General features: G+C 64.7%; 17 protein-coding genes. 5 read left to right on the top strand and 12 right to left on the bottom strand.

Translation table 11 applies throughout. From position 1 onward, the window contains the following. Nucleotides 1–19: 19 nt before the first annotated feature. The 4 genes from betA to betI are packed head-to-tail and all read right to left on the bottom strand — an operon-like array spanning nt 20 to nt 4805. Entirely contained in the window at nt 20–1672 is a 1653-nt protein-coding gene (betA, locus tag NKI46_RS04925) for a choline dehydrogenase (RefSeq protein WP_023692768.1), read from the bottom strand. A 3-nt stretch (nt 1673–1675) separates the two neighbouring features. Next, nucleotides 1676–2680: a threonine/serine dehydratase family protein gene (locus tag NKI46_RS04920; protein ID WP_023687208.1), complete on the bottom strand. Its 1005-nt coding sequence runs from the start codon at nt 2678–2680 to the stop codon at nt 1676–1678. Beyond that, the gene (betC, locus tag NKI46_RS04915) at nt 2677–4206 is read right to left on the bottom strand and encodes a choline-sulfatase (RefSeq protein WP_352745037.1); all 1530 of its coding nucleotides are present in this window, start codon (nt 4204–4206) and stop codon (nt 2677–2679) included. The genes NKI46_RS04920 and betC overlap by 4 nt, the downstream gene beginning before the upstream one ends. Nucleotides 4207–4214: 8 nt before the next feature. Further along, nucleotides 4215–4805 (bottom strand): choline-binding transcriptional repressor BetI, encoded by a 591-nt coding sequence (betI, locus tag NKI46_RS04910; RefSeq protein ID WP_023692769.1) that lies wholly within the window; start codon nt 4803–4805, stop codon nt 4215–4217. A gap of 199 nt (nt 4806–5004) precedes the next feature. Here betI and NKI46_RS04905 point away from each other — a divergent pair, with 199 nt between their 5' ends. Both NKI46_RS04905 and NKI46_RS04900 read left to right on the top strand, forming a co-directional pair. Continuing rightward, nucleotides 5005–6171, top strand: coding sequence for an acetyl-CoA acetyltransferase (locus NKI46_RS04905; RefSeq protein WP_023698158.1), 1167 nt, complete (start codon nt 5005–5007; stop codon nt 6169–6171). A gap of 28 nt (nt 6172–6199) precedes the next feature. Then, on the top strand, nt 6200–7204 hold the full coding sequence (locus NKI46_RS04900; RefSeq protein WP_023735549.1) for an asparaginase: 1005 nt from the start codon (nt 6200–6202) through the stop codon (nt 7202–7204). Here the strand turns inward: NKI46_RS04900 and NKI46_RS04895 are convergent. Continuing rightward, nucleotides 7197–8552, bottom strand: a complete 1356-nt coding sequence (locus tag NKI46_RS04895; RefSeq protein WP_023698160.1) for a TIGR03808 family TAT-translocated repetitive protein — start codon at nt 8550–8552, stop codon at nt 7197–7199. The two genes, NKI46_RS04900 and NKI46_RS04895, sit on opposite strands and share 8 nt — an antisense overlap. Before the next feature lie 139 nt (nt 8553–8691). Here NKI46_RS04895 and greA point away from each other — a divergent pair, with 139 nt between their 5' ends. Next, nucleotides 8692–9165 (top strand): transcription elongation factor GreA, encoded by a 474-nt coding sequence (gene greA / locus NKI46_RS04890; protein ID WP_023670749.1) that lies wholly within the window; start codon nt 8692–8694, stop codon nt 9163–9165. 111 nt (nt 9166–9276) lie between these two features. On the opposite strand, the gene NKI46_RS04885 is transcribed toward greA, so the two are convergent. The 3 genes from NKI46_RS04885 to NKI46_RS04875 all read right to left on the bottom strand — a co-directional run bounded on the left by NKI46_RS04885 (nt 9277) and on the right by NKI46_RS04875 (nt 13032). Beyond that, a complete protein-coding gene (locus NKI46_RS04885) occupies nt 9277–9408 on the bottom strand; it encodes an AbrB/MazE/SpoVT family DNA-binding domain-containing protein (protein WP_023732052.1) in 132 nt (43 codons plus the stop codon). Nucleotides 9409–9472: 64 nt separating this feature from the next. Next, on the bottom strand, nt 9473–11593 hold the full coding sequence (gene scpA, locus NKI46_RS04880) for a methylmalonyl-CoA mutase (RefSeq protein ID WP_352745034.1): 2121 nt from the start codon (nt 11591–11593) through the stop codon (nt 9473–9475). Continuing rightward, the gene (locus NKI46_RS04875) at nt 11590–13032 is read right to left on the bottom strand and encodes a methylmalonyl-CoA mutase subunit beta (RefSeq protein WP_023727664.1); all 1443 of its coding nucleotides are present in this window, start codon (nt 13030–13032) and stop codon (nt 11590–11592) included. The genes scpA and NKI46_RS04875 overlap by 4 nt, the downstream gene beginning before the upstream one ends. A 350-nt stretch (nt 13033–13382) precedes the next feature. On the opposite strand from NKI46_RS04875, the gene NKI46_RS04870 reads away from it, so the two are divergent. Then, nucleotides 13383–14927, top strand: coding sequence for a helicase HerA-like C-terminal domain-containing protein (locus NKI46_RS04870; protein WP_352745030.1), 1545 nt, complete (start codon nt 13383–13385; stop codon nt 14925–14927). Nucleotides 14928–15101: 174 nt separating this feature from the next. Beyond that, a complete protein-coding gene (locus NKI46_RS04865; protein WP_352745027.1) occupies nt 15102–15866 on the top strand; it encodes an aldose 1-epimerase in 765 nt (254 codons plus the stop codon). A gap of 4 nt (nt 15867–15870) precedes the next feature. Here NKI46_RS04865 and NKI46_RS04860 read toward each other — a convergent pair whose 3' ends face one another. Genes NKI46_RS04860 through NKI46_RS04845 form a run of 4 tightly spaced genes read right to left on the bottom strand, consistent with a single transcriptional unit; the run spans nt 15871 to nt 22500 of the window. Further along, a complete protein-coding gene (locus NKI46_RS04860) occupies nt 15871–16347 on the bottom strand; it encodes a DUF4189 domain-containing protein (protein ID WP_352745024.1) in 477 nt (158 codons plus the stop codon). After that, nucleotides 16344–17039: a hypothetical protein gene (locus NKI46_RS04855; protein ID WP_352745021.1), complete on the bottom strand. Its 696-nt coding sequence runs from the start codon at nt 17037–17039 to the stop codon at nt 16344–16346. Before NKI46_RS04855 ends, NKI46_RS04860 begins: the two co-directional genes overlap by 4 nt. A gap of 13 nt (nt 17040–17052) precedes the next feature. Then, entirely contained in the window at nt 17053–17628 is a 576-nt protein-coding gene (locus NKI46_RS04850; protein ID WP_023829081.1) for an invasion associated locus B family protein, read from the bottom strand. 9 nt (nt 17629–17637) lie between these two features. Further along, nucleotides 17638–22500, bottom strand: coding sequence for a YadA-like family protein (locus tag NKI46_RS04845; RefSeq protein WP_352745018.1), 4863 nt, complete (start codon nt 22498–22500; stop codon nt 17638–17640).

The following is a 22500-nucleotide window of genomic DNA, read 5'->3' as shown; positions in this document are numbered from 1 at the left end:
CAGTCCGCCGGACAATGCCCTATCGATCCGCCACCTGCCAGCGCGGATTGATCCAGGGTTCCTGGTTGGACGGCGCCAGTGGCGTGCGGCCGAGAATGTGGTCGGAGGCCTTCTCGCCGGTCATGATCGACGGCGCGTTGAGGTTGCCGTTGGTCACCCGCGGGAAGATCGAGGAGTCGGCGACGCGCAGGCCGTCGACGCCGATGACCCGGCACTCCGGATCGACCACGCTCATGATGTCGTCGGCGCGGCCCATCTTGCAAGTGCCGCACGGGTGGTAGGCACTCTCGGCATGATCGCGGATGAAGGCGTCGAGATCCTCGTCCGACTGGACGTGCGAACCCGGCGAGATTTCCTTGCCGCGAAAGCCGTCAAAAGCCTTCTGGCCGAAGATCTCGCGGGTCAGCCGGATGCAGTGGCGGAACTCGGTCCAGTCGTCTGGATGCGACATGTAGTTGAAGCGGATGACCGGCGTCGCTTTCGGGTCGGGCGAGCGCAGCGTCACCGAACCGCGCGACTTCGACCGCATCGGCCCGACATGCGCCTGGAAGCCATGCGCCTTCGCCGCCGCCTTGCCGTCATAGCGCACCGCCGCCGGGATGAAGTGGTACTGGATATCGGGGTAGTCGACACCGGCCTGCGAGCGTACGAAGGCCGCGGCCTCGAAATGGTTGGTGGCGCCGAGGCCGGTCTTGAAGAACAGCCACTGCGCCCCGATCAGCGTCTTGGAGAATGGGTTGAGAACCGAATTCAGCGTGATCGGCTGGGTCGATTCCTGCTGGATGTAGAGCTCCATATGATCCTGCAGATTGCGGCCGACACCGGGCCGGTCGGCCACGACCTGGATGCCGTTCTCCGTGAGATGCGCGGCCGGGCCGATACCGGATAGCATCAGGATCTTGGGCGAATTGATCGACGATGCGGCGACGATCACCTCACGTCGTGCCTTAACGACCTGAATCTGTTTGTGAGCTTCGATCTCGACTCCGACGGCACGCTGATTCTCGATGATCACCCGGCGGGCGAAGCCTCTGATCACGCTGACATTTTGCCGCTTGAGCGCCGGCTTCAGATAGGCCGACGCAGCCGACCAGCGGCGGCCGCCGCGAATGGTTTGCTCCATCGGTCCGAAGCCTTCCTGCTTCCAGCCATTGTAGTCGTCGGTCAGTTCGAACCCGGCTTGGCGGCCGGCCTCGACAAAGGCGCCGTAGAGCGGATTCTTGCGCGGGCCACGCTGGACGTGCAGCGGGCCGCCGTGGCCGCGCCAGCCGTCCTCGCCGCCGTCACTGTCCTCCATGCGCTTGAAATAGGGCAGCACGTCGGCGAAGCCCCAGCCGGCCGCCCCCTGTTCGGCCCAGTGGTCGAAGTCGCGTGCGTGGCCCCTGACATAGACCATGCCGTTGATCGAGGACGAGCCGCCGATCACCTTGCCGCGTGGCGTCGCCAGCACGCGGCCGCCGAGATGCGGCTCCGGTTCGCTGGCAAAGCCCCAGTCGTAAAGGCTCATGTTGAGCGGGATCGACAGCGCCGACGGCATCTGGATCAGCGGCCCGATATCGGTACCGCCGAACTCGATGACGATCACCGAATGCTTGCCGTCTTCCGACAGTCGGTAGGCCATGGCCGAGCCGGCCGAGCCGGAGCCGATGATGACGAAGTCTGCTTCAAGCATGGTTCACATGCGCCCATCGTTCATATGCGAAATAAAATCGGCGAGCGAGACATTGCCGCCGGTAGCCATGACCAGGACCGTTTTACCCGTCACATCCACCTTGCCGCCGAGAAGCGCCGCCAGAGAGGCGGCGCCCGATGGCTCGAGCACCAGCTTCATCCGTTCGAAGGCGATCTTCATCGCTCGCCTAACCGATTGGTCGTCGACGGTGATGCCGCGCACGCCAGCGGTCTTGACCGCCGCGAACGGCGCGTCGCCCGGCCGCCGCGACATCAGCCCGTCGCAGATCGATTTCGGCGCGATCGGCATGGTCTCGATGGCGCCATGCGCTAGCGATGCACCCATGCCGTTGAAGCCTTCCGGCTCGACGCCGATGATCTCGGTTGCCGGCGACAGATAGTGGAAGGCCAGCGAGATGCCGCCGATCAGTCCGCCGCCGCCGACCGAGCAGAACAGAAGGTCGGCACTGGCGTCCTTTGCCTCGAATTGTTCGAGCGCTTCGAGCCCGGCGCCGGCCTGGCCGGCAACGATCTCCGGATCGTCGAATGGATGCAGCAACGCCAGCCCTTCGGTCTCGGCAATCTCGCAGGCCTTGGCGGCTGCGACCTCTTCACGGGCGCGCTCGCCATGATCGGTCAGCACGACGCGCGCGCCATAGCCTGTGGTCGCATCGCGCTTGGCGGCCGGCGCGTCGATCGGCATGACGATGGTGACGGGAATGCCGAGCGCCTGGCCGGCAGCCGCCAACCCTTGCGCGAAATTGCCGGAGGAGTAGGCGACGACGCCTTTTATGGCCTCATCCGGCGACAGCCGCTTCAACCGCCAATAGGCCCCGCGCACCTTGAACGAGCCGGCCCATTGCAGTGATTCCGGCTTGATAAAGACGCGGGCCGCACCCGTCTCCTTGGCCAAGGCTGTCGATTCCAGCAAAGGCGTGATCTGCGTCGCCTTCGACGTCACGGCATAGGCCTGTCTGAGGTGCTCGAGGGAGGGGACAATTGTCATCATTCGCCTCGCGGAAAGCGTTTCTGTTCCTCGAGATTGTCGAGGTTCATGTGGTTGCGCATGTAGCGTTCCGACGCCTTCTGCAGCGGTTGGAACTCCCAGGGGTAATGCGTGCCGTTGCGTAGCGCCGGATAGACCACCCAGCGCCGCGCCTGGCTGGTACGCACGGCGGCGTCGAAGGCGGCCATGTCCCAGCGCGCTCGTACGGCTCCCGTGAAGGCCGCCACCAGATCGGCATGCGTCGGATCGGTGGCAAGATTGGTGAGTTCTTGCGGATCGGCTTCGAGATCGAACAGAAGCGGCGGATCGATCTCGCAATGGATGAATTTATAGCGGCCGTCGCGGATCGCCACCAACGGCGCGTTGGAGCCTTCGGCGGCATACTCCATCAGAACTGGAGCATCGCGTTTCGTGCCCTCGAGCAGCGGCAGCAGCGACTGGCCGTCGGTCCACGGCGCGATCACCGAGATGTCGATGCCGGCGAGATCGCACAATGTCGGCGTCACGTCGAGATTGGAAACCGGCGCGTCGATCAGCCCCGCGGCAACGCCCTTGCCGGCGATCATCAGCGGCACCCGTGCCGAGCCCTCGAAAAAGTTCATCTTGAACCACAGGCCGCGCTCGCCAAGCATATCGCCATGGTCGGAGCAGAACAGGATGACCGTGTCGTCCAGCATGCGCGTACGTTCCAGCACTGACATCAACTCGCCGACCTTGTCGTCGAGATAGGAGATGTTGGCGTAGTAGCCGCGCCGCGAGCGGCGGATCTGCTCCGGCGTGATGTTGAAACTGTCGTAGTCGCTGGCGCGGTAAAGCCGCTGCGAATGCGGGTCCTGATCGGCATAGGGGATGAATCCCACCTCCGGTTCGAGCGCCGGACAATCTTCATAGAGATCCCAATATTGCCGCCGTGCGACATAGGGGTCGTGCGGGTGGGTGAAGGAAACCGTCAGGCACCAGGGCCGGCTGGCCGCATCGTCGGAGGTGCGGGCAAGGTCGTAGAGTTTTTGCACCGCGTGGAAGGCGACCTCGTCGTCATACTCCATCTGGTTGGTGATCTCGGCGACGCCGGCGCCGGTCACCGAGCCCAGATTGTGATACCACCAGTCGATGCGTTCGCCGGGCTTGCGGTAGTCCGGCGTCCAGCCGAAATCGGCGGGATAGATATCGGTGGTCAACCGCTCTTCGAAACCATGCAACTGGTCGGGGCCGACGAAATGCATCTTGCCCGACAGGCAGGTGTAATAGCCGGCGGCGCGCAGATGGTGAGCATAGGTCGGAATTGAGGAGGCGAACTCAGCGGCGTTGTCGTAGACTTGGGTGCGCGACGGCAATTGGCCGCTCATGAAGGCGGCGCGCCCCGGCGCGCAAAGCGGCGAGGGCGTATAATTGTTCCGGAAACGTGCCGCGCGCGCGGCCAGCTCCTTGAGATGCGGCGCGTGCAGGAAGTCCGCCGGTCCGTTCGGAAACAGCGTGCCGTTGAGCTGATCGACCATGACGATCAGGATGTTGGGTCGCCTTTGTGTCACTGAGGCTGTCACTGTGTCTGTCGCCCGCCGAGTTTGGTTTCCAGATAGTCCTCGACCAGCGCAATCGCGGTCGCCGCGTCCGGCACGCCGTCCTTCAGCGCCCGCCTGATGTAGAGCCCGTCGATCATCGCCGCGGTCGCTTCCGCCGCGCGGTCGGCTTCGTGCCTGGCCAAGATGCCGGTCAGCCCGCTCATTAGGTTGGAATGCAGCCGCCGCGCATAGACCCTGAGCAGCCGGCGCAAGGCCGATGATTTCTGCGCCTCGACATAGAAGGCGAGCCAGGCCGCGATGGTTTCCGGCTGGAACTGGATGTCGGAGAAGTTGACGGCCACCACGGCCGAAACACGTTCGCGCGGCGAGCCGGCGGATTGCAGCGCGCGCCGCATGTCGATCGTCAGCTCGGCCAGAATATGCCTCATCGTCGCCAGCAGCAGCTCATCCTTGGCGCCGAAATAGTGGTGAGCCAATGCTGACGACACACCGGCGCGCCCCGCTATCTCCGACATGGTCACGTCAAGCGAGCCGCGCTCGCCGATCGCCGAGATCGTCGCGTCGATGAGCGCCTTGCGGCGCAACGGTTCCATTCCGACTTTAGGCATGATGTTCCCGGCTTTTGCGGCGGAGATTATTTTTTATTGACGCGTCAATCAACAAAAAACGATCCGATTGGAACCTGCACCAAGCGATTGTCGGCTTGCGGCCCTTTTCGATGCGGGCGGGATTGTTTATATTTGAACAATAAAGGCGAAGTGCGCCATTTGCCCACATGTTAGGCTGGCGCCAAGGATGGAGACCGCCATGACCGCATGCATCGTTGGCTGGGCGCATTCGCGCTTCGGCAAGCTGGAAGGCGAGACGCTGGAAGGCCTGATCACCAAGGTCGCGGTCGACGCGCTCGACCATGCCGGCATCGGCCCGGATGAGGTCGACGAGATCGTGCTCGGCCACTTCAATGCCGGCTTTTCCCCACAGGATTTTACCGCCAGCCTCGTGTTGCAGGCCGACGACCGACTGCGCTTCAAGCCGGCGACGCGGGTCGAGAATGCTTGCGCCACCGGTTCGGCCGCGGTCCGGCAAGGCATCCGCGCCATCGACGCAAACGCTGCCCGCATCGTGCTGGTGGTCGGCGCCGAGCAGATGACGACGACGCCCGGGCCTGAGATCGGGAAGAACCTGCTGAAAGCTTCCTATCTGCCGGAGGAGGGCGACACGCCGGCCGGCTTTGCCGGCGTCTTCGGCAAGATCGCGCAGGCCTATTTCCAGCGTTATGGCGACCAGTCGGACGCGCTGGCGATGATTGCCGCCAAGAACCACAAGAACGGCGTCGACAATCCGTACGCGCAGATGCGCAAGGATTTCGGCTACGAATTCTGCCGCCAGGAAAGCGAGAAGAACCCCTTCGTCGCCGGTCCGCTGAAGCGCACCGACTGCTCGCTGGTCTCCGATGGTGCAGCCGCCCTTGTGCTGACCGACACCTCGACGGCGCTGAAGATGCGCCGCGCCGTCGCCTTCCGCGCCAACGAGCATGTCCAGGATTTCCTGCCGATGTCGAAGCGCGACATCCTGTCCTTCGAAGGCTGCGAACAGGCCTGGAACCAGGCGCTGAAAAAGGCCGGCGTGACGCTCGACGATCTCTCCTTCGTCGAAACACATGACTGCTTCACCATCGCCGAATTGATCGAATATGAGGCGATGGGCCTGGCCAAGCCCGGCGAAGGCGCCAGGCTGGCGCTGGACGGCACGACGGCCAAGGACGGCAGGCTGCCGGTCAATCCTTCGGGCGGCCTGAAGGCCAAGGGCCATCCGATCGGCGCCACCGGCGTGTCGATGCACGTCTTATCTGCCATGCAGTTGACGGGCGAGGCCGGCGGCATCCAGGTGCCGGGCGCAAAGCTCGGCGGCATCTTCAACATGGGTGGCGCTGCCGTCGCCAACTACGTTTCCATTCTCGACCGGATCAGGTAGAAGCGGCCCGTATTTTTGGGGCGTGGTGATGACAAATCCGGTTCTGGTCGAGGTCTTGCGCGGCGCGATCGTCGAGAGCGTCCATCGCGGCGCTGTCGCAATCTTCGACGGTGACGGCAAGCCTGTCCTGGAGATCGGCGATACGGCGCGGCCGGTGTTTCCGCGCTCGGCGGTCAAGGCGATCCAGGCGCTGCCGCTGGTTGAAACGGGTGCTGCCGATGCGTACGGCTTGGGCGACCGCGAACTGGCGCTGGCCTGCGCTTCGCATTCGGGCGAACCCGCGCATGTCGAACTGGCGCAGGCGATGCTGGCCAAGGCCGGGCTCGACAAGTCGGCGCTGGAATGCGGCGCGCATTGGCCGTCGAGCCACGACGCGACGATCGCACTGGCCCGCACAGGCGTCTCGCCGAACGCACTGCACAACAATTGCTCGGGCAAGCATTCCGGATTTCTCTGCACCTGCGTGCACTCAGGGATTGCCCACCAAGGCTACGTCAAGGCAGGCCATGGTTTGCAGGAGATGGTGCGCGACGCCATGCAGGCGGTGACCGGCGCTGCCCACGATGCGGATCACCGGGCAACCGATGGCTGCTCGATTCCCACCTATGCCGTGCCGCTGAAAAGTTTTGCCCTTGGCTTTGCCCGCATGGCGACGGGCAGGAGCTTTGGCCCTGAGCGCGCCAAGGCGGCCAAACGCCTGCTGTCTGCCTGTATGGCCGAGCCTTTCCTGGTCGCCGGCACCGGCAAAGTGGATGTGGCGCTGATGCAGGCCGCGCCCGGCCGCATATTCGTCAAGACGGGCGCCGAGGGTGTCTATTGCGCTGCCGTTCCGGAGCTTGGCCTCGGCATCGCGCTAAAATGCGATGACGGCGCCGGCCGCGCCGCCGAGGTGATGATTGCCACTGTGCTGGCAAAACTTCTCAGCGCCGACGGCGCACTGGCGGCGAACCTTCTGGAGCGGGCCAATCCTCCGATCGAAAGCCGCATTGGCGCCAAGGTCGGCTCGCTGCGGCCGACGACGACGCTCAGCTGACCCTGTTTCGCTCGACCGTCAGGTGCGCATAGCCGCTATCGCTCGACCGCGCGAGGTCGCCGGTCGCCGGTTCGGCCCAGCGCTGGCCGATGATGGCGCCGTTCTTGGCGCCGTCGATGACGTTGTCGGAAATGATGGCGTTTCCAGCGCCTTCTACCACAGTGACGGCGATGCCGGTTCCGGCCTGACGGATGATGTTTCCCGTCGCCACAACATTGCGCATATAAGCGCCCCAGCCGATCTGCATGCCGTAGAGCGGCGCGTTCTCGATGACATTGCCCGAGACGGTGGTGTCGGCCTCGACGCTGATACCGACGCCGAAGCCCGGCGCGTCGGCGGGGTAGGGGCCGGTGGTCGAGAGGTTGCGCATGATGTTGTTTGAGCAGACACCCATACGGCCGCCGTCGTTGAAATTGACGATCGAGATGCCGTTAGCGGCACCATCGACGATGTTGTTGCCGATGATGGCGCCTTCGAAGGAGAATTCGGAATAGAGCGCGGTTTCGCCCGACCGCGAGCAGGTGTTGCCGGTCATCTGCAGATTGCTGGAACTGTTGGCGCGGATCGCCGAGAAGGCGCAGTCCGAGACGATGTTGCCGGTGACCGAGACATTGCCGGCACGGAAGGCGTTGATGCCATTGCCGTTCTGCCCGGTGCCGCCGCCGCGCGCGCCGATCCGCTGCACGCGGTTGCCGCTGACGATCGTGCCGTCCTCGGCCTGCTGCCAGCGATGCACAAGAATGCCGCCATTGCCACAGTCGGATACGGTGTTGTCGGATATCGCCAGGCCAGCGGCCTCGACGGAGTAGATGCCGGCGTCCGCAGCCCCCGAAATCTCGGACCGCTCGATGCGGCCCGACGCATGCTCCAGCGCCAGCCCATGCTTGCCGCTGCCGGTGATCGTGCAATTGTCAATGACGAGATGGGCGACGCGGCGCAGGTCGAGCAGGCCTTGCGCATCGTCGGCCAACCCGCCGTTGGCGCCGTCGAAGACCAATGCGGTGAACTCTATATGCTCGGCCTGTTCGGCCGTCAGCAAATGGCCATTGCCGCCATAGAGGATGCGCGAGGCGCCCGGCACGCCCGAAAGCCTGACGCGTGCGGGCAGGGTCAGGTTGGACACGACATAGGTGCCCGGCGGCAGGAACACCGGCGCATTGCGCTGGCTTGCCTCGGCTAGCATCGTGGCGAAGGCCTTGCTCTGGTCGTCCGGTGCGTCCGGCTCCACGCCAAGCTCGGCGGCATTGATCGAGCCAAGCGCTGCCGTCTTCGCCAAGGCGTTGTCCAGCGAAACGCCGAGCACCGCAAAGCCGACAGTCCCCTTGAGAAGCGTTCGTCTGTTCAACATCGGCACAGATCCCTGCGATGAAATGGTTCTTCGCAGGAATTGGGCCAGCCGCATAGGTCTCCGCTCGGCGATAGTCCGACCAATGACCGGGTCCGCCAAGTGGCTTGTACAGTCGCCGAAGCGGGCCTAAGTTTATCCGATGAGCAGGGCTTTCACCCGCGAGGAAGACAGCGAAAACGCCATTGCCGGCATCGGCGAGCGGCCGATCAGCCAACACCGCAATCTGGTGACGGAGCGCGGCCTGGCGATGATCGAGGACAATCTGGCCGATCTGCGCGACATTTTGGCGAAAGCCGAGCGAAAAGCCGATCGCGAGCGCATTGCCGTCGTCTCGCGCGACCTGCGCTACTGGACAGCGCGCCGCGAAAGCGCCGAGCTTTCCGTGCCGGAACCGGGCAGCGACCAGGTGCGCTTCGGCATGGGTGTCACGCTGGAAAGCGATGACGGCAAGAAAGTGCACTGGAAGATCGTCGGCGAGGACGAGGCCGACCCCTCAAAGGGCAGCATCTCACACGTCTCGCCAATGGCCGTGGCGCTGTTCGGCAAGAAGGTCGGCGACGTCGCAAGCGTCAACGGCAAGGAATGGGAAATTGTCAAGCTGTCGGACGCCTGACGCCAGCTCACCCTATTTGCACAGCCAGCTTTCGCAACGCGGGCTCATACTTGTCCATGACATCGCGAGCAGCACGTATTTGCCGTTCGACGTCGTCACACGGCACCGGCCTTAGGATGATGCCGTCGTGGTTTCGATGATCTGGAGTTCATCGCCCACTTGCAGGCTCAAGCTGTCGAGCGTTTCCCGCGGCAGGATTACAACGCCCGATCCGTCCTCAAGTCCGTGAATGATGGTGTTCATAGCTATACCATAGGTTGCGCCCGATATTGTAACGCAACTTTGATAAGCAGTGCAACTGTTTCAATCAGCTCGCCAGCAGCCGGTCCAGCAACCGATCCGCAGCCTCCGGGATAACCGTCCCTGGCGGGAAGATTTCCGCGGCACCCGCTTCCAGCACTGCGCCGTAATCCTGCGGCGGGATGACGCCGCCGACGACGATCAGCATGTCGGGGTGGCCGAGTTTCTTCAGCGCATCGCGCAATTCGGGGATCAGTGTCAGGTGCCCCGCCGCCAGCGACGAGGCGCCGATGACATGGACGTCCTGCGCCACCGCCAGCCTGGCGATCTCGTCGGGTGTCTGGAACATCGCGCCGACCGTCACGTCGAAGCCGAGATCGGCGAAGGCCGTGGCGATCACCTTCTGGCCACGGTCGTGGCCGTCCTGTCCCATCTTTGCGACCAGGATGCGCGGCTTGCCGCCGGACTTCTTCTCGAAAGCTTCGAGCTTCTCCAGCAATCGGTCGACCGTCAGATTGTCGCCAAGCGCATTGCGATAAACGCCGGAGATCGTTTGCACCGAGGCGACGTGACGGCCAAAGACCTTTTCGAGCGCCAGCGAGATCTCGCCGACCGTGGCATTGGCGCGCGCGGCGCGGATGGCAAATTCCAGCAGGTTTTCGTTACCCTGCGCAGCGCGGGTCAGCGCATCGAGCGCGCTCTCGACCGCGCCGACATTGCGCGTGCCTTTCAGGTTCTGCAGCTTCGACAATTGCCGGGCCTTGACCTCGGCATTGTCGATCTTCAGCACGTCGACGTCGATTTCGTTCTCGGGGCGATGCGCGTTTACGCCAACCAGTATCTGCTCGCCGGAATCGATACGCGCCTGCGTGCGCGCCGCCGCTTCCTCGATGCGAAGTTTTGGAATGCCCTGTTCGGTTGCTGCCGCCATGCCGCCAAGCGCCTCGACCTCTTCGATATGGGCGAGCGCACGCGCCGCCAGATCGTGCGTCAGCCGTTCGATATAGGCCGAGCCGCCCCACGGATCGATGATGCAGGTGGTGCCGGATTCCTTCTGCAGGATCAACTGCGTGTTGCGGGCGATGCGCGCCGAGTGGTCGGTCGGCAGCGCCATCGCCTCGTCGAAGGAGTTGGTGTGCAGCGACTGGGTATGTCCCTGCGTCGCCGCCATCGCCTCGATCATGGTGCGGGTGATGTTGTTGTAGGGGTCCTGCGCCGTCAGCGACCAGCCGGAGGTCTGGCAATGGGTGCGCAGCGACAGCGAGCGTTCATCCTTCGGTGCAAAATTCTTCTGCATCAGGGTCGCCCACAACATGCGCGCCGCGCGGAGCTTGGCGATCTCCATGAAGAAGTTCATGCCGATCGCCCAGAAGAAGGAAAGCCGCGGGGCGAAACGGTCGATGTCGAGCCCGGCGGCGACGCCGGCGCGGGCATATTCGATGCCGTCGGCGATGGTGTAGGCGAGCTCCAGGTCCGCGGTCGCGCCGGCCTCCTGCATGTGATAGCCGGAGATCGAGATCGAATTGAACTTCGGCATGTGCTGGGAGGTATAGGAGAAGATGTCAGACACGATCCGCATCGAGGGCTTCGGCGGATAGATGTAGGTGTTGCGGACCATGAACTCTTTCAGAATGTCGTTCTGAATGGTGCCGGCGAGATCCTTCTGCGCGACGCCCTGTTCTTCGGCCGCAACGATATAGAGCGCCATGATCGGCAGCACCGCGCCATTCATGGTCATCGACACCGTCATTTCGTCGAGCGGGATGCCGTCGAACAATTGCCGCATGTCGAGGATGGAATCGATGGCCACGCCCGCCATGCCGACATCGCCTGATACACGCGGATGGTCGCTGTCATAGCCGCGATGTGTGGGCAGATCGAAAGCGACCGAAAGGCCCTTTTGGCCGGCGGCGAGATTGCGCCGGTAGAAGGCGTTGGATTCCTCGGCCGTCGAGAAGCCGGCATATTGCCGGATCGTCCACGGCTGCTGGACATACATGGTCGGGTAGGGACCGCGCACGAAGGGCGGCATTCCCGGATAGGTGTCGAGATGCGGCAGCCCCTTGAGATCGCCCTGGCCGTAGAGATGCTTGACGGCGATGCCTTCCGGCGTCAGCCGCTGGCCCTTGACCTCGACCGGCGCGCGCCGTGGCGCCGACCAGCCAATGTGGCTGAAATCCGGGATCACTGTGCGGCTCCGATTGCCTGGTCGATGCGGACGGGAAACAGCGCCTCGCACACCGCCACGCCCTCTGTGAAAGGCGGCCGCCGCTCAGCCGCCAGCGTCTCAACCGGGGCATCGTTTTTCAGCGGGTAAAGCGTGGTGCCGATGATTGCCCGTTCACCCGACCGGTAGGCCTCGGCGCGGCGCTCGGATGCTGCCTTCACGCGCTTCTGGATATGCCCTTGCTGCAGGCTTGCCAGAACGCCGCCTTCCGCTTCGATCCGCTGGAACTCTTCCCACGCCGCTTCGCACAGGCCCAGGGTCAGCGCCTCGACTGCGCCCGACCCAAATGCTGGGTCGGCGACATGGTCGATATGGCTTTCATTGGCCATGATCAACTGCGCATTGCGGGCGATGCGGCGGGCAAAGCCGGCCGGCAGCCCGAGGGCGATGGTGTGTGCCAGGATGGAGATCGAGTCCGCGCCGCCTGCTGCCGCTGCAAAGCTGGCGATGGTGGTGCGCAGGATGTTGGTTTCGGGATCCGCCGCCGTCATCATGCGGAACGACGTCTCGGCATGGATGTTGGCTGTCGATGCCGGGATGGAACAGGTTTCCTGGATGCGCGCCCACAGCCTGCGCAAGGCCCGGACCTTGGCCATGGACAGGAACTGGTTCTGGTCGACGCTCAGCGCAAAGCCGATATGGGGAGCGGCATAGACAAGCGGCTGGCGCGCATCCTCGAACATCCTGAGGTAGGACACGGCGGAAGCGAGCATGGTGCCGAGTTCCTGCGCCTCCGTGGCGCCGGCATTGTGGAACACCCGCCCGTCGGCCTCCAGCAGCACACCCGGCACGCCCAGCGAGAAGAAATGTGCCAGCGATTGCGGCATCGATGCCTGCAACGCCTCGATCGACATGCGCAGCCGGCCGGTTCCGGCAAAGATTGCCGCCGGGTCGATGCCGAAGGAGAGGTTCAGCTTTGCCGGGTCGGAGCGGCGCTTGCTCAGGAACGCCACCAGCCAGTCGGCGACGGCACGGCTCCAGGGATGGGCGTCGATGCGGATCTGCGTGCGGTTGAGCGGTACGCCATCCAGCACCGTTTCCAGCGCCTGCGCCGTCCTCGGCAGGCCATAGCCGAACGCATTCGGAGCACCTTCGAAGACAAGCGACAATCCCGTCGCGCCTTGTGCCACATCGTCCAGGGCCTGCGCCTTGGCGCGGCCGATATCGGGATCGTCAATGCGCTGGCTGACAATCCAGGGCAATTTGGGGTTGGCGCGCACAAGCGGCTCGGCGCCGCCGGCGCGATCGTAGAGCGGTTCGATGCGAATCTGATCGTCGGTATGCGAGACCAGTTTTTCCTCGAAGGAGGCGCCGGCGAGCGCCTTTTCGGCCAAGGCCAGCCAACGCTGGCGCTCGACGTCAGCGGGTTCGACACTCCTGGTCAAGGCTCCGGCGCCCATCCATGCTCCTCGTTTTTATGCGGCCGCACCAACCTCAGCGGTCCAGTCTACGGTTCCCTGCCCGATATCGCAATGCAATGCGCCTGCGACGGCTGGATTCGATGTCCTGGATATAGGGCAGCCTGCGTGGACGAACCATGGAACGATTGCCAAACAGCGGCAAAATCCGCAAGTTCCAAAAACCGATTTGGAGGATTGGTTCAATTTAGACGATTGGCCCAATCTGGATGAATAGCCAACTGGATGGATAGCCCAATTGGAGAATAGCATTGTCGCTGCGCAATGGCCTGACTATACCCTGCGGCACGGCCACAGGCTTTTAACACATCAGTTTGCGGAGACATGGTCATATGGCTGACGACACCAGCATTTTCCTCGGCGCCAGCCGCAAGCCCGACGACAGCTATCAGCGCGCCGAACAGCTCTTGCTGCAATATGGGAACCGCCATGGCCTGATCACCGGCGCCACCGGCACCGGCAAGACAGTCAGCCTGCAGATCCTGGCCGAGGGGTTTTCCAATGCCGGCGTGCCTGTGTTCTGCGCCGATATCAAGGGCGACCTGTCCGGCATTGCCATGATGGGCAAGGCGCAGGATTTCCTGGTCAAGCGGGCCGAGCAGGTCAAGCTCGACCCTTACGACTTCCAGGAATTCCCGGTCATCTTCTGGGACCTGTTCGGCGAGCAGGGCCATCCGATCCGCGCCACCGTCTCGGAAATGGGGCCGCTGCTTTTGTCGCGGCTGATGAACCTCTCCGAAGCGCAGGAAGGTATCATGAACATCGCCTTCCGCATCGCCGATGAGGACGGCCTGCTGCTGCTCGACATGAAGGATCTGCAGGCGCTGCTGGCCAACATCGCCGAGCGCGCCGACGAGATCAGCTCGCGCTACGGCAATGTCACCAAGCCGTCGGTCGGCGCAATCCAGCGCACGCTTCTGGTGCTGGAACAGCAGGGCGCGGCGCATTTCTTCGGGGAACCGGCCTTGCGCATCGCCGACATCATGCGCACCACCCGCGACGGCCGTGGCGCCATCAGCGTGCTTGCCGCCGACCGATTGATGATGAACCCCAGGCTCTACGCCACCTTCCTGCTCTGGCTGATGTCGGAGCTGTTCGAGGAATTGCCCGAGGTCGGCGATCTCGAAAGGCCGAAGCTGGTGTTCTTCTTCGACGAGGCGCATCTGCTTTTCGACGAAGCGCCGAAGGTGCTGATCGACCGCGTCGAACAGGTGGTTCGCTTGATCCGCTCCAAGGGCGTCGGCGTTTATTTCGTTACGCAGAACCCCTTGGATATCCCTGAAAAGGTTCTCGCCCAGCTCGGCAACCGTGTGCAGCACGCGCTGCGCGCCTATACGCCGCGTGAGCAGCAGGCGGTCAAGACCGCCGCCGACACCTTCCGGCCCAATCCCGATTTCGACTGCGCCACCGCCATCACCCAGCTCGGCACCGGCGAGGCGCTGGTCTCGACGCTGGAGGTCAAGGGCGTGCCGTCCATGGTGCAGCGGACATTGATCCGGCCGCCGTCGTCCAGGCTTGGCCCGATCACGGCGGACGAGCGCCGCAAGCTGATCGACCAGAGCCCGGTCGCCGGCCAGTACGACCAGACCATCGACCGCGAATCGGCCTTCGAGATGCTGCAGAAGAAAGCCAAGGATGCGCAGGACGAGCAGGCGCAGCAGGCCGACAGCGGGCGCTCGCGCTGGACCATTCCGGGCTTCGGCAATGACGATCCGCCGCCGCAGCAATCCGGTGGCCGGCGCGTGCCGGCGCCGCGCCCGTCCAACCGCCAGACGGTGGCCGAAGCCGCGATCAAAGCTGTCGTGCGTTCGGTCGGCTCGTCGGTCGGCCGCGCGATCGTGCGCGGGATTCTGGGCAGCCTGTCCAGGGGGCGGTGAAAAGTGTCAGCCAGCCCGCCTCGGACATGATCAGCGCCCAAAATATCGCTATTGACGGCGGTTGGTAGGGATGGCCGGCCTCCTGGAACTGCGCGACGACCGCGCCCGTCTGGTCCTGGCGCCGCAAAGGGCGCGGCGATCGCCCGCTTCGACGCACTGGTCTGCGGCGCAACGGTGCCGCTGCTCCGCCCCGACGATGGCACCGGCGCCTCCGGCTGCCAGCTTCTGGTTCCCTGGTCGAACCGCATCTCAGGCGGCGGTTTCGCCTTCGACGGCCGCTTCCATGCGATCGAGCCGAACGTGCCGGGGGAGGCCTTTCCAATCCATGGCGACGGCTTCCAGAGGGAGTGGCGGATTGCGAGCCACAGCGCCACCGAGGCGGAACTGGTCCTCGACGCCGGTGAAATCGGCCCCTACCGATATACGGCGCGGGTCGCCTATGCGCTGCATGACGGAGCCTTGGATGCCACGCTCACGGTGGAGAATCGCACCGGCATTCGCCTGCCTTACGGGCTCGGCTTTCATCCCTGGTTCCCGCGCAGCGTCGGAACGACGCTCGAGGCGAAGGCGGCGCGGGTCTGGCTGGAGGACAAGCATCATCTGCCGGTCGGCGTGGCGCCGGTGGCCGATTACCCCGCGTGGAATTTCTCGAACGCCTCCCTGTTGCCGCGAAGCTGGGTCAACAACGCCTTCGACGGCTGGGACCGCCGCGCCAGGATCACCCGGCCCGAGGACAGGATCGCCATCTCGCTCACCGCCTCGCCATTGCTCGACGTCTTCATCCTCTATTCGCCGTCGCAGGATGCCGATTTCTTCTGCTTCGAGCCGGTGTCGCACACCGTCGATGCGCATCACGGCAAAGGGCTGACCCCGCTTGAGCACGGCGCTACGCTGAGTGCAAGCATGCGCCTCGATTGGCGTTCCGCTGCTTCGCTCTGATGCGTCATGTGCACACCCACTCGCGGATCTTGCATTTTTGTCCGTTCCGCTCGCACGCCTGCAGTGTCAGGTCTTCGGCATCCCGGCGTGTTTGCGCCGTCTCGGCGCCCCAGCTGGTCAGCCGCCCTTCCGGCTTCTCGCCTACGGCGAGGGCGCCGCAATGCTTGTAGGGAAAGCCGGTATTGTCGTCATCGTCCCAATGGCGATGATTGCGGAATACGCTGACCACGGCGCAGCTGCCGCCGCCGGCGTTCTGGCAATGCTTCAGCGCGATGTCCATCGCCTCCTGCCGCTTGTCGGCGCCCCAAAAGAAGCCGTGCTTCTCGTCGGGGCTCGAATAGGCGATCGACGCCCAGATGCCTCTCTCCTCCTGGGCCGGCGGCTCGGGCACGTCCGCCGCCGGGGCGAGGTCCGCCGCGCCCAGCCGTCCGGCGCAAAGCAACAGCATGCCGATCGCCGCAATGGCGGAATTCACCCTCATTGTACGCCTCCTTGTTTACCTGCTGCCGAGGCCACGGAAATGACGACGCAGCTGTTGCCGGTTGGCAGCAGCATCGCGTTGCCCCCTCCATTGGCCAGTTCATAGACGCTGATTTGTCCAAGATTGTTGGCGAGCTTGCTGTCTTTCGGAAGCAGGGCCGGAACATCGGCGCATTTGGCCGCGAATGGCGCCACCCTGACCATCGTACCTTCGCAAACGGATGCGGTGGGTGCCGCGAACACCAGGCCTGCCGCCGGGCCGCTGTAGCCCTGTGTGGCGTAGTTCATGCCGACCAGGGCTTCCACGAGGTGTTTGTCGGGGGCCTCGTTGTTCCAGATCGACTGGACGCTGTACGTCGTGCCGGTTGTCAGCATCTGCCCAAGGGCCGGGAAAATGTTGGAACAAGACTGCAAGCCTGCCTCTTTGGCGTGTTGCAGAAATGGCGTCTCGGCCAGGGCCGGATTGGGCTGGTTGGTCTCCGCGACCGCCGGCTGCGGCAATAGATAGTGGAGCAGGTCGTAGCGCATGGCCGTGAAGCCGGCCGTGGCGACGACGGCAATGGCGAGCAACGAGAAGACAGCGGTCTTCGCCCGGTTTCGTTGCGGTCTGCTCCGGTCTTCGATGCCGACCCGGACAGCACCCTTTCCCTGGTTGCGGGACATTATCCGGTCATGGATCGATTGCTGGTTCATCGCGATTGCCTCGTCAATTGATCGCCGCAACGGCCGCGGCCAAGCCCTTGAGGGTCGCGGTTACGTTGATCGTCCTGCCATCCGTGGTCGGAAAGGAGATGACGGATGCCGCGGCCTTCGAAATCTGTTCGCGCATGATCGGACCAACCGGCAGCATGCCGACGCAGACGGCCTGATTGCATCCGTCGAGTTGAATTTTTATCGGCTCCTTGCGCCCCTCGAATGTCAGCGAGACAGGAGCGTCGCTCTTGGCGATCGGCGGGGCGCGCAAGATCATGTAGGGGTTGCCTTCCTTGGTGGCGGCAAGCGACCAGCTGAACGCAACCTGTCCTGCCTGGTCCTCGATGATCTGGGTGACATTGCAGACCTTTTGGCGCGCCTTCAGGTTCTCGTCGCAGATCAGCGTCCAGTTTTCGAACGGACGGGTGGTCCGTTGATATTCGCCAAGCTTCGCATCCGCAGGGATCGCTACGTCGGAAGGTTTTACCCTGTAGCCGGAAGGGATCGCTTCCTGCCCGGCCGCTAACGAGCCGGACAGGAGCATTGACGTCATGGATATCGCGACAGCAAGGACTGCCTGCCTGATCATGGCCGGGCTCTAGTTCAGCGTAAGGCTGACGCCCGCGCCGACACCCCAGTGTCCGCCTGCCGTTGTGCCGGACAGGTTCGCTCGAACACGTCCTTCCTCGCTGGTGTAGCCGGCGCCGAAGGCCAGGGCGCCTTCACCGCGCCAATAGCCTCCGCCGGCGGCCACGCTCAGCTTGCCGGGACGATCGTCGTAGCGCAGCGAGCCGGCCGCCAAGCCGATTGCCGCAGCCTGGCGCGCCTCGCCCCTGACCTCTCCCATGTCCATGTTGAGCTGGCTGAGTTTGGAGTCCGCATACGCATTGGCTTGCTGCAGCGTGGTGGCCGCCACCTGGTTGGTGTAGTTCTTCGAATTGTCCAGGTTGAGTGCTAACCCGCTGTTGAACTGCTGAACATTGACCGCATCGGTGTTGGCAACGCCCGGCCCGACATTGTGGATGACCACCGGCGTGTTCGGGTCGCCGCCGGCAAGGGTAATCGAGTTGGACTTGTTGCCGTTCCCGTCCTTGTCGTACTGGACGGCGAACTGGTTGAGGTCGCCGACGCTACCCTGCATGGCTTCGACCGCCTGGTTGGTGGCGAAGAGCTGGCTGCCGTTGATGGCGTCGGTGGAGGTGCCGCTGATCCGGCCCGCCGCGACATTGGTGACGGTGCGCTCGTTGCCGACGGTGCCGACGCTGACCGTGCTCGTCGGAGCTGTTCCGGCGAAGGTATAGGCAACGCCGTTGATCGTTGTGCCGGTGGTGGCGACCGCCGCCGCCGTCGTCGAGCCCGCGCCGAGCGCGACGCTGCCCGGCTCGTTGGCCTTTGCGCCGGCGCCGAGCGCCACCGCCTGCGCTCCGTTGGTGGTCGCGTTGGTGCCGAGGGCGATGCTGTCGGCCTGGTTGACGGTCGAGTTCTGGCCGATCGCAATGCCTCCCGGCGCCGTCTGCTGCACGATGGCGCCATTGCCGATGCCGATGCCGTTGTCGCCATTGACGGTGGTGCGCGGACCGACCGCAACCGAATCGACGCCGACCGCAAGCGAATCCGCGGCCGTCGAATTGGCGTGGAAGTACAGGCTCCCCGTCACCGCGAACGAGCTCAGCGCGCCCTTCAACTGGCGAAGCGTGACCGCGTCCTGGTCCTGCGTGCCGTCGGCCACGTTGATGATCTGGCGATAGGAGGTGGAGGTGCCGACCGAGACGGCGCCGAGCAGGCTCATGTCCGCGGTGTTGTAGGGAATGAGGCCGGTGCCGGAGAGGATCGATCCCGATACGGGTGCGACCGCCCGATCCGAAACCGAGCCGGCGCCGAGCGCCGCGCCGCCGATGACGCTGGCCTGGGTGTCGCGGCCGAGCGCCAGCGCATTGTCGGCGCTCGCGGTCGCCTGGTAGCCCAGGGCGGAAGAGCCGATCCCTTGCGCGAAGGAGTCCGCGACGGCAAGCGTCCTGTCGTTGGTGCGCACATAGCGGATGCCGTCGCCATTGGCGTCGGTGTAGGCCAGCGAGGTGTCGCCGGTAATATTGCTGATCGAATTGCCGAGATTGGTGATGTCAGCAGTATTGGCGGCGACATCGGTGGTGTTCTGCGTCACCTGCTGGTTGGTCGCAAACAGCTGCGAGCCGTTGACCGCATCGGTCGAGGAGTTGCTGAGCCGGCCCGCCGCGACATTGGTGATGGTCCGCTCCGCGCCGACCGCGCCGATGCTGACGGTGCTCGTCGGCGTCGTGCCGGCGAAGTTGTAGGCGACGCCGCCGATCGTCGTGCCGGCGGTGCCGACCGCCGCGGTGGTTACCGAGCCCGAGCCCAGCGCCACGGCGCCTGCGTTGCCGGCGGTGGCGTTAGCGCCCAGCGCGAGCGCATCCGCTGCGCTGGCATTCGCTTGCTTGCCGAGGGCGGTCGCTTGAGCGTCGGTTGCGAACGCGTTCTGGCCGATGGCGGTGCTGGACAAACCTGTGGCGTTGGCATTGGCGCCGATGGCGGTGCTGTACTGGCCCGAGGCCTTGGATATGTATCCCATCGCCGTTGCGTCGAGGGCCGATGCGACGGCGCCGCTGCCGATGGCCGAGGCGTTTGCGTCGGAGGCGCTCGAATTGACACCGGCCGCGATGGCGTTCGTCCCCGTCGCGATCGCGACTGGTCCGATGGCGACGGAGTCTGTGCCGGTCGCCGACGAATCCGCCGCCGTCGAGTTGGCGTGGAAATACTTGATGCCGCCGCCGGTGCTGATGCTGTTGATCGTGTTGCCGAGAGTGGTGATGTCGGCGGTGTTGGCGGCGATGGCCGTCGTGTTCTGCGTCACCTGCTGGTTGGTGGCAAAGAGCTGCGAGCCATTGACCGCATCGGTCGAGGAATTGCTGAGCCGGCCCGCTGCGACATTGGTGATGGTCCGCTCCGCGCCGACCGCGCCGATGCTGACGGTGCTCGCCGGCGTCGTGCCGGCGAAGTTGTAGGCGACGCCGCCGATCGTCGTGCCGGCGGTGCCGACCGCCGCGGCGGTTACCGAGCCCGAGCCGAGCGCCACGTCACCTGCGTTGCTGGCGGCGGAGAGGGCGCCCAGCGCGATCGCATTCTGGGCGCCCGCATTCGCTCCTACGCCGAGAGCGGTCGCCTGAAAGCCGGTCGCAAACGCGTTCTGTCCGATCGCCGTGCTGGACGTGGCTGTGGCGGTGGCATTGGCGCCGATGGCGGTGCTGTATTGGCCCGAGGCCTTGGAGATGTATCCCATCGCCGTTGCGTCAAGGGCCGATGCGACGGCGCCGCTGCCGAAGGCCGAGGCGTTGGCGTCGGAGGCGCTCGAATTGGTGCCCGCCGCGATGGCGTTCGTCCCTGTCGCGGTCGCGACTGGTCCGATGGCGACGGAGTCCGTCCCCGTTGCCGACGAATCCGCCGCCGTCGAGTTGGCATGGAAATACTTGATGCCGCCACCGGTGCTGATGCTGTTGATCGTGTTGCCGAGATTGGTGATGTCGGCGGTGTTGGCGGCGATCGCCGTCGTGTTCTGCGTCACCTGCTGGTTGGTCGCAAACAGCTGCGAGCCATTGATGGCGTCGGTCGACGAATTGCTGAGCCGGCCCGCCGCGACATTGGTGATTGTCCGCTCCGCGCCGAGCGCGCCGACGCTGACAGTGCTCGTCGGCGTCGTGCCGGCGAAGCTGTAGGCCGTGCCGCCGATCGTCGCGCCGCTGGTGCCGACCGCCGTCGCGGTCACCGAGCCCGAACCGAGCGCTACGTCGCCGGAGCTTGCCGTCGCCGTCGCGCCGTTGCCCAGCGCGACATTGCCGGCAAGGCCGGCTGCACCCGCCGTCGAGCCATTGCCCAGCGCCACGGAGCCTTGCCCGACGGCCTTGTTGTTGTTGCCGATGGCAACCGCGCCTGCGGCTTGGTTTGCGGCGGTGGCGGTTGCCGTGCCGTCGCTGTTGGCGATGTTGTTGGCGCCGCCGGTGAAGGCGCCGGTGCCGCTGGCATAGCTGGGATCGCCGATGGAGACCGCGCCGTTGCCAAAGGCTGTGTTGCCGGCGCCGATGGCGACAGCCTTGCCGCCCGTCGCCGTTGCATTCGTGCCCACTGCAACAGCGTCGGCGGAATTGGCGACCGCCGCATTACCGATCGCCACGGCGTTGATGGCGCTGGCCTTGGAGCCGATGCCGAGCGCGGTGCTGGCAATCCCGCTGGCGGCGGCGCTGACACCGGCGGCAAGAGAATTGTCTCCCGTCGCATTCGCGCCGGAACCGAACGAGGAGGCGTTTGCGCCGCTGGCAACGGCGGTGTTGCCAATAGCAGTGCTGGCGGAGCCACTCGCAACCGAGGTAGCGCCCATCGCGGTGGCGAAAGCGCCCGAAGACAGCGAATTGGTGCCGATGGCGATGCTGTTGGGCAGGGCAGTGTTGGCCTGAACGCCTGCCTGCGCGCCGACGCCGAATGCGATGGATTGGTTGCCCCATGCACTGGCGGTGTTGCCCATCGCCGTTGCGCCCGTTCCGGTCGCTTTGGTCAGGACGCCGATGGAGACCGTGTTCTGTTGAGATGCCAGCACATCCGTACCAAGGGCGATGGCGCCCTGCGACAGCGCGCCTGTTCCCACGACGGTGCGCCCGCCAATGTTGATGGAGTTGATGCTAGTCGCGGTCGCCTGGAAACCGATGGCGACGGCATTCTGGTTGCTGGCGACGGCGCTGTTACCTTGCGCAATCGAATCCACGCCGGATGCTGTTGCCCCAAACCCGAGCGCGGTGGCGCGCAGCCCGGTCGCCCGGGTAACATAGCCGATCGCCGTCGAGTTCAGTCCGTCGGCACGCGCATTCAGGCCAAAGGCGGCCGCGCCTGTGGTTGCAACCGAATTGACGCCAATCGCGCTTGCTGCGTCCCCGTTGGCCTTGGCGTTCCCGCCCACGGCGAGGGCATTGACGCCGGTTGCGCCTGCGAAGACACCTATGCCTATGGCATTGAGGCCATTGACACCCATCGCATAGCCGATGGCGATCGTGCCGTCGCCCGTTGCACTGTTGGAACTGCCCAACGCCACGCTGTTGTTGCCATTCGTCGCGGTGCCGTTACCGATGGCGACGGCGTTGCCGCCGGTCGCCGAACCACCGCCAGCCTGGTATTGTGCCTGGGCCGGTGTGGCGATGCCGATCGCGGCGATTGCGGCCAAGCCTCCGATCATGCTGGCCGGGCTCACGCCGCAGGCCAATGCCGAACGCACGCTGGCGCCGACGCCCAACGTCCCCAACCCCAAACCCTTGCGGCGCATTCCAAGCGTACGATGCGCCATGCGCAGGACGGCCATCAGGCGGCGACGAACCGAGCGACTGTCGGCCGCACCCGCGATCCAGTTTCCGACAAATCCAGGAAGAAATTCGATCCTTGCTTGCCCCTCGACGCGTCTGGTCAT

The organism is Mesorhizobium sp. M0615 (assembly GCF_040320805.1).
Taxonomy (GTDB): Bacteria; Pseudomonadota; Alphaproteobacteria; order Rhizobiales; family Rhizobiaceae; genus Mesorhizobium.
This window is presented reverse-complemented; position numbering and strand designations above follow the sequence as displayed.

Bases quoted from the DNA above. Each gene is read 5' to 3' on its own strand.
- betA (WP_023692768.1), bottom strand. From the start codon at position 1,672: ATGCTTGAAGCAGACTTCGTCATCATCGGCTCCGGCTCGGCCGGCTCG.
- NKI46_RS04920 (WP_023687208.1), bottom strand. From the start codon at position 2,680: ATGATGACAATTGTCCCCTCCCTCGAGCACCTCAGACAGGCCTATGCC.
- betI (WP_023692769.1), bottom strand. From the start codon at position 4,805: ATGCCTAAAGTCGGAATGGAACCGTTGCGCCGCAAGGCGCTCATCGAC.
- NKI46_RS04905 (WP_023698158.1), top strand. From the start codon at position 5,005: ATGACCGCATGCATCGTTGGCTGGGCGCATTCGCGCTTCGGCAAGCTG.
- NKI46_RS04900 (WP_023735549.1), top strand. From the start codon at position 6,200: ATGACAAATCCGGTTCTGGTCGAGGTCTTGCGCGGCGCGATCGTCGAG.
- NKI46_RS04895 (WP_023698160.1), bottom strand. From the start codon at position 8,552: ATGTTGAACAGACGAACGCTTCTCAAGGGGACTGTCGGCTTTGCGGTG.
- greA (WP_023670749.1), top strand. From the start codon at position 8,692: ATGAGCAGGGCTTTCACCCGCGAGGAAGACAGCGAAAACGCCATTGCC.
- NKI46_RS04885 (WP_023732052.1), bottom strand. From the start codon at position 9,408: ATGAACACCATCATTCACGGACTTGAGGACGGATCGGGCGTTGTAATC.
- NKI46_RS04875 (WP_023727664.1), bottom strand. From the start codon at position 13,032: ATGGGCGCCGGAGCCTTGACCAGGAGTGTCGAACCCGCTGACGTCGAG.
- NKI46_RS04870 (WP_352745030.1), top strand. From the start codon at position 13,383: ATGGCTGACGACACCAGCATTTTCCTCGGCGCCAGCCGCAAGCCCGAC.
- NKI46_RS04860 (WP_352745024.1), bottom strand. From the start codon at position 16,347: ATGAGGGTGAATTCCGCCATTGCGGCGATCGGCATGCTGTTGCTTTGC.
- NKI46_RS04855 (WP_352745021.1), bottom strand. From the start codon at position 17,039: ATGAACCAGCAATCGATCCATGACCGGATAATGTCCCGCAACCAGGGA.
- NKI46_RS04850 (WP_023829081.1), bottom strand. From the start codon at position 17,628: ATGATCAGGCAGGCAGTCCTTGCTGTCGCGATATCCATGACGTCAATG.
- NKI46_RS04845 (WP_352745018.1), bottom strand. From the start codon at position 22,500: ATGACCAGACGCGTCGAGGGGCAAGCAAGGATCGAATTTCTTCCTGGA.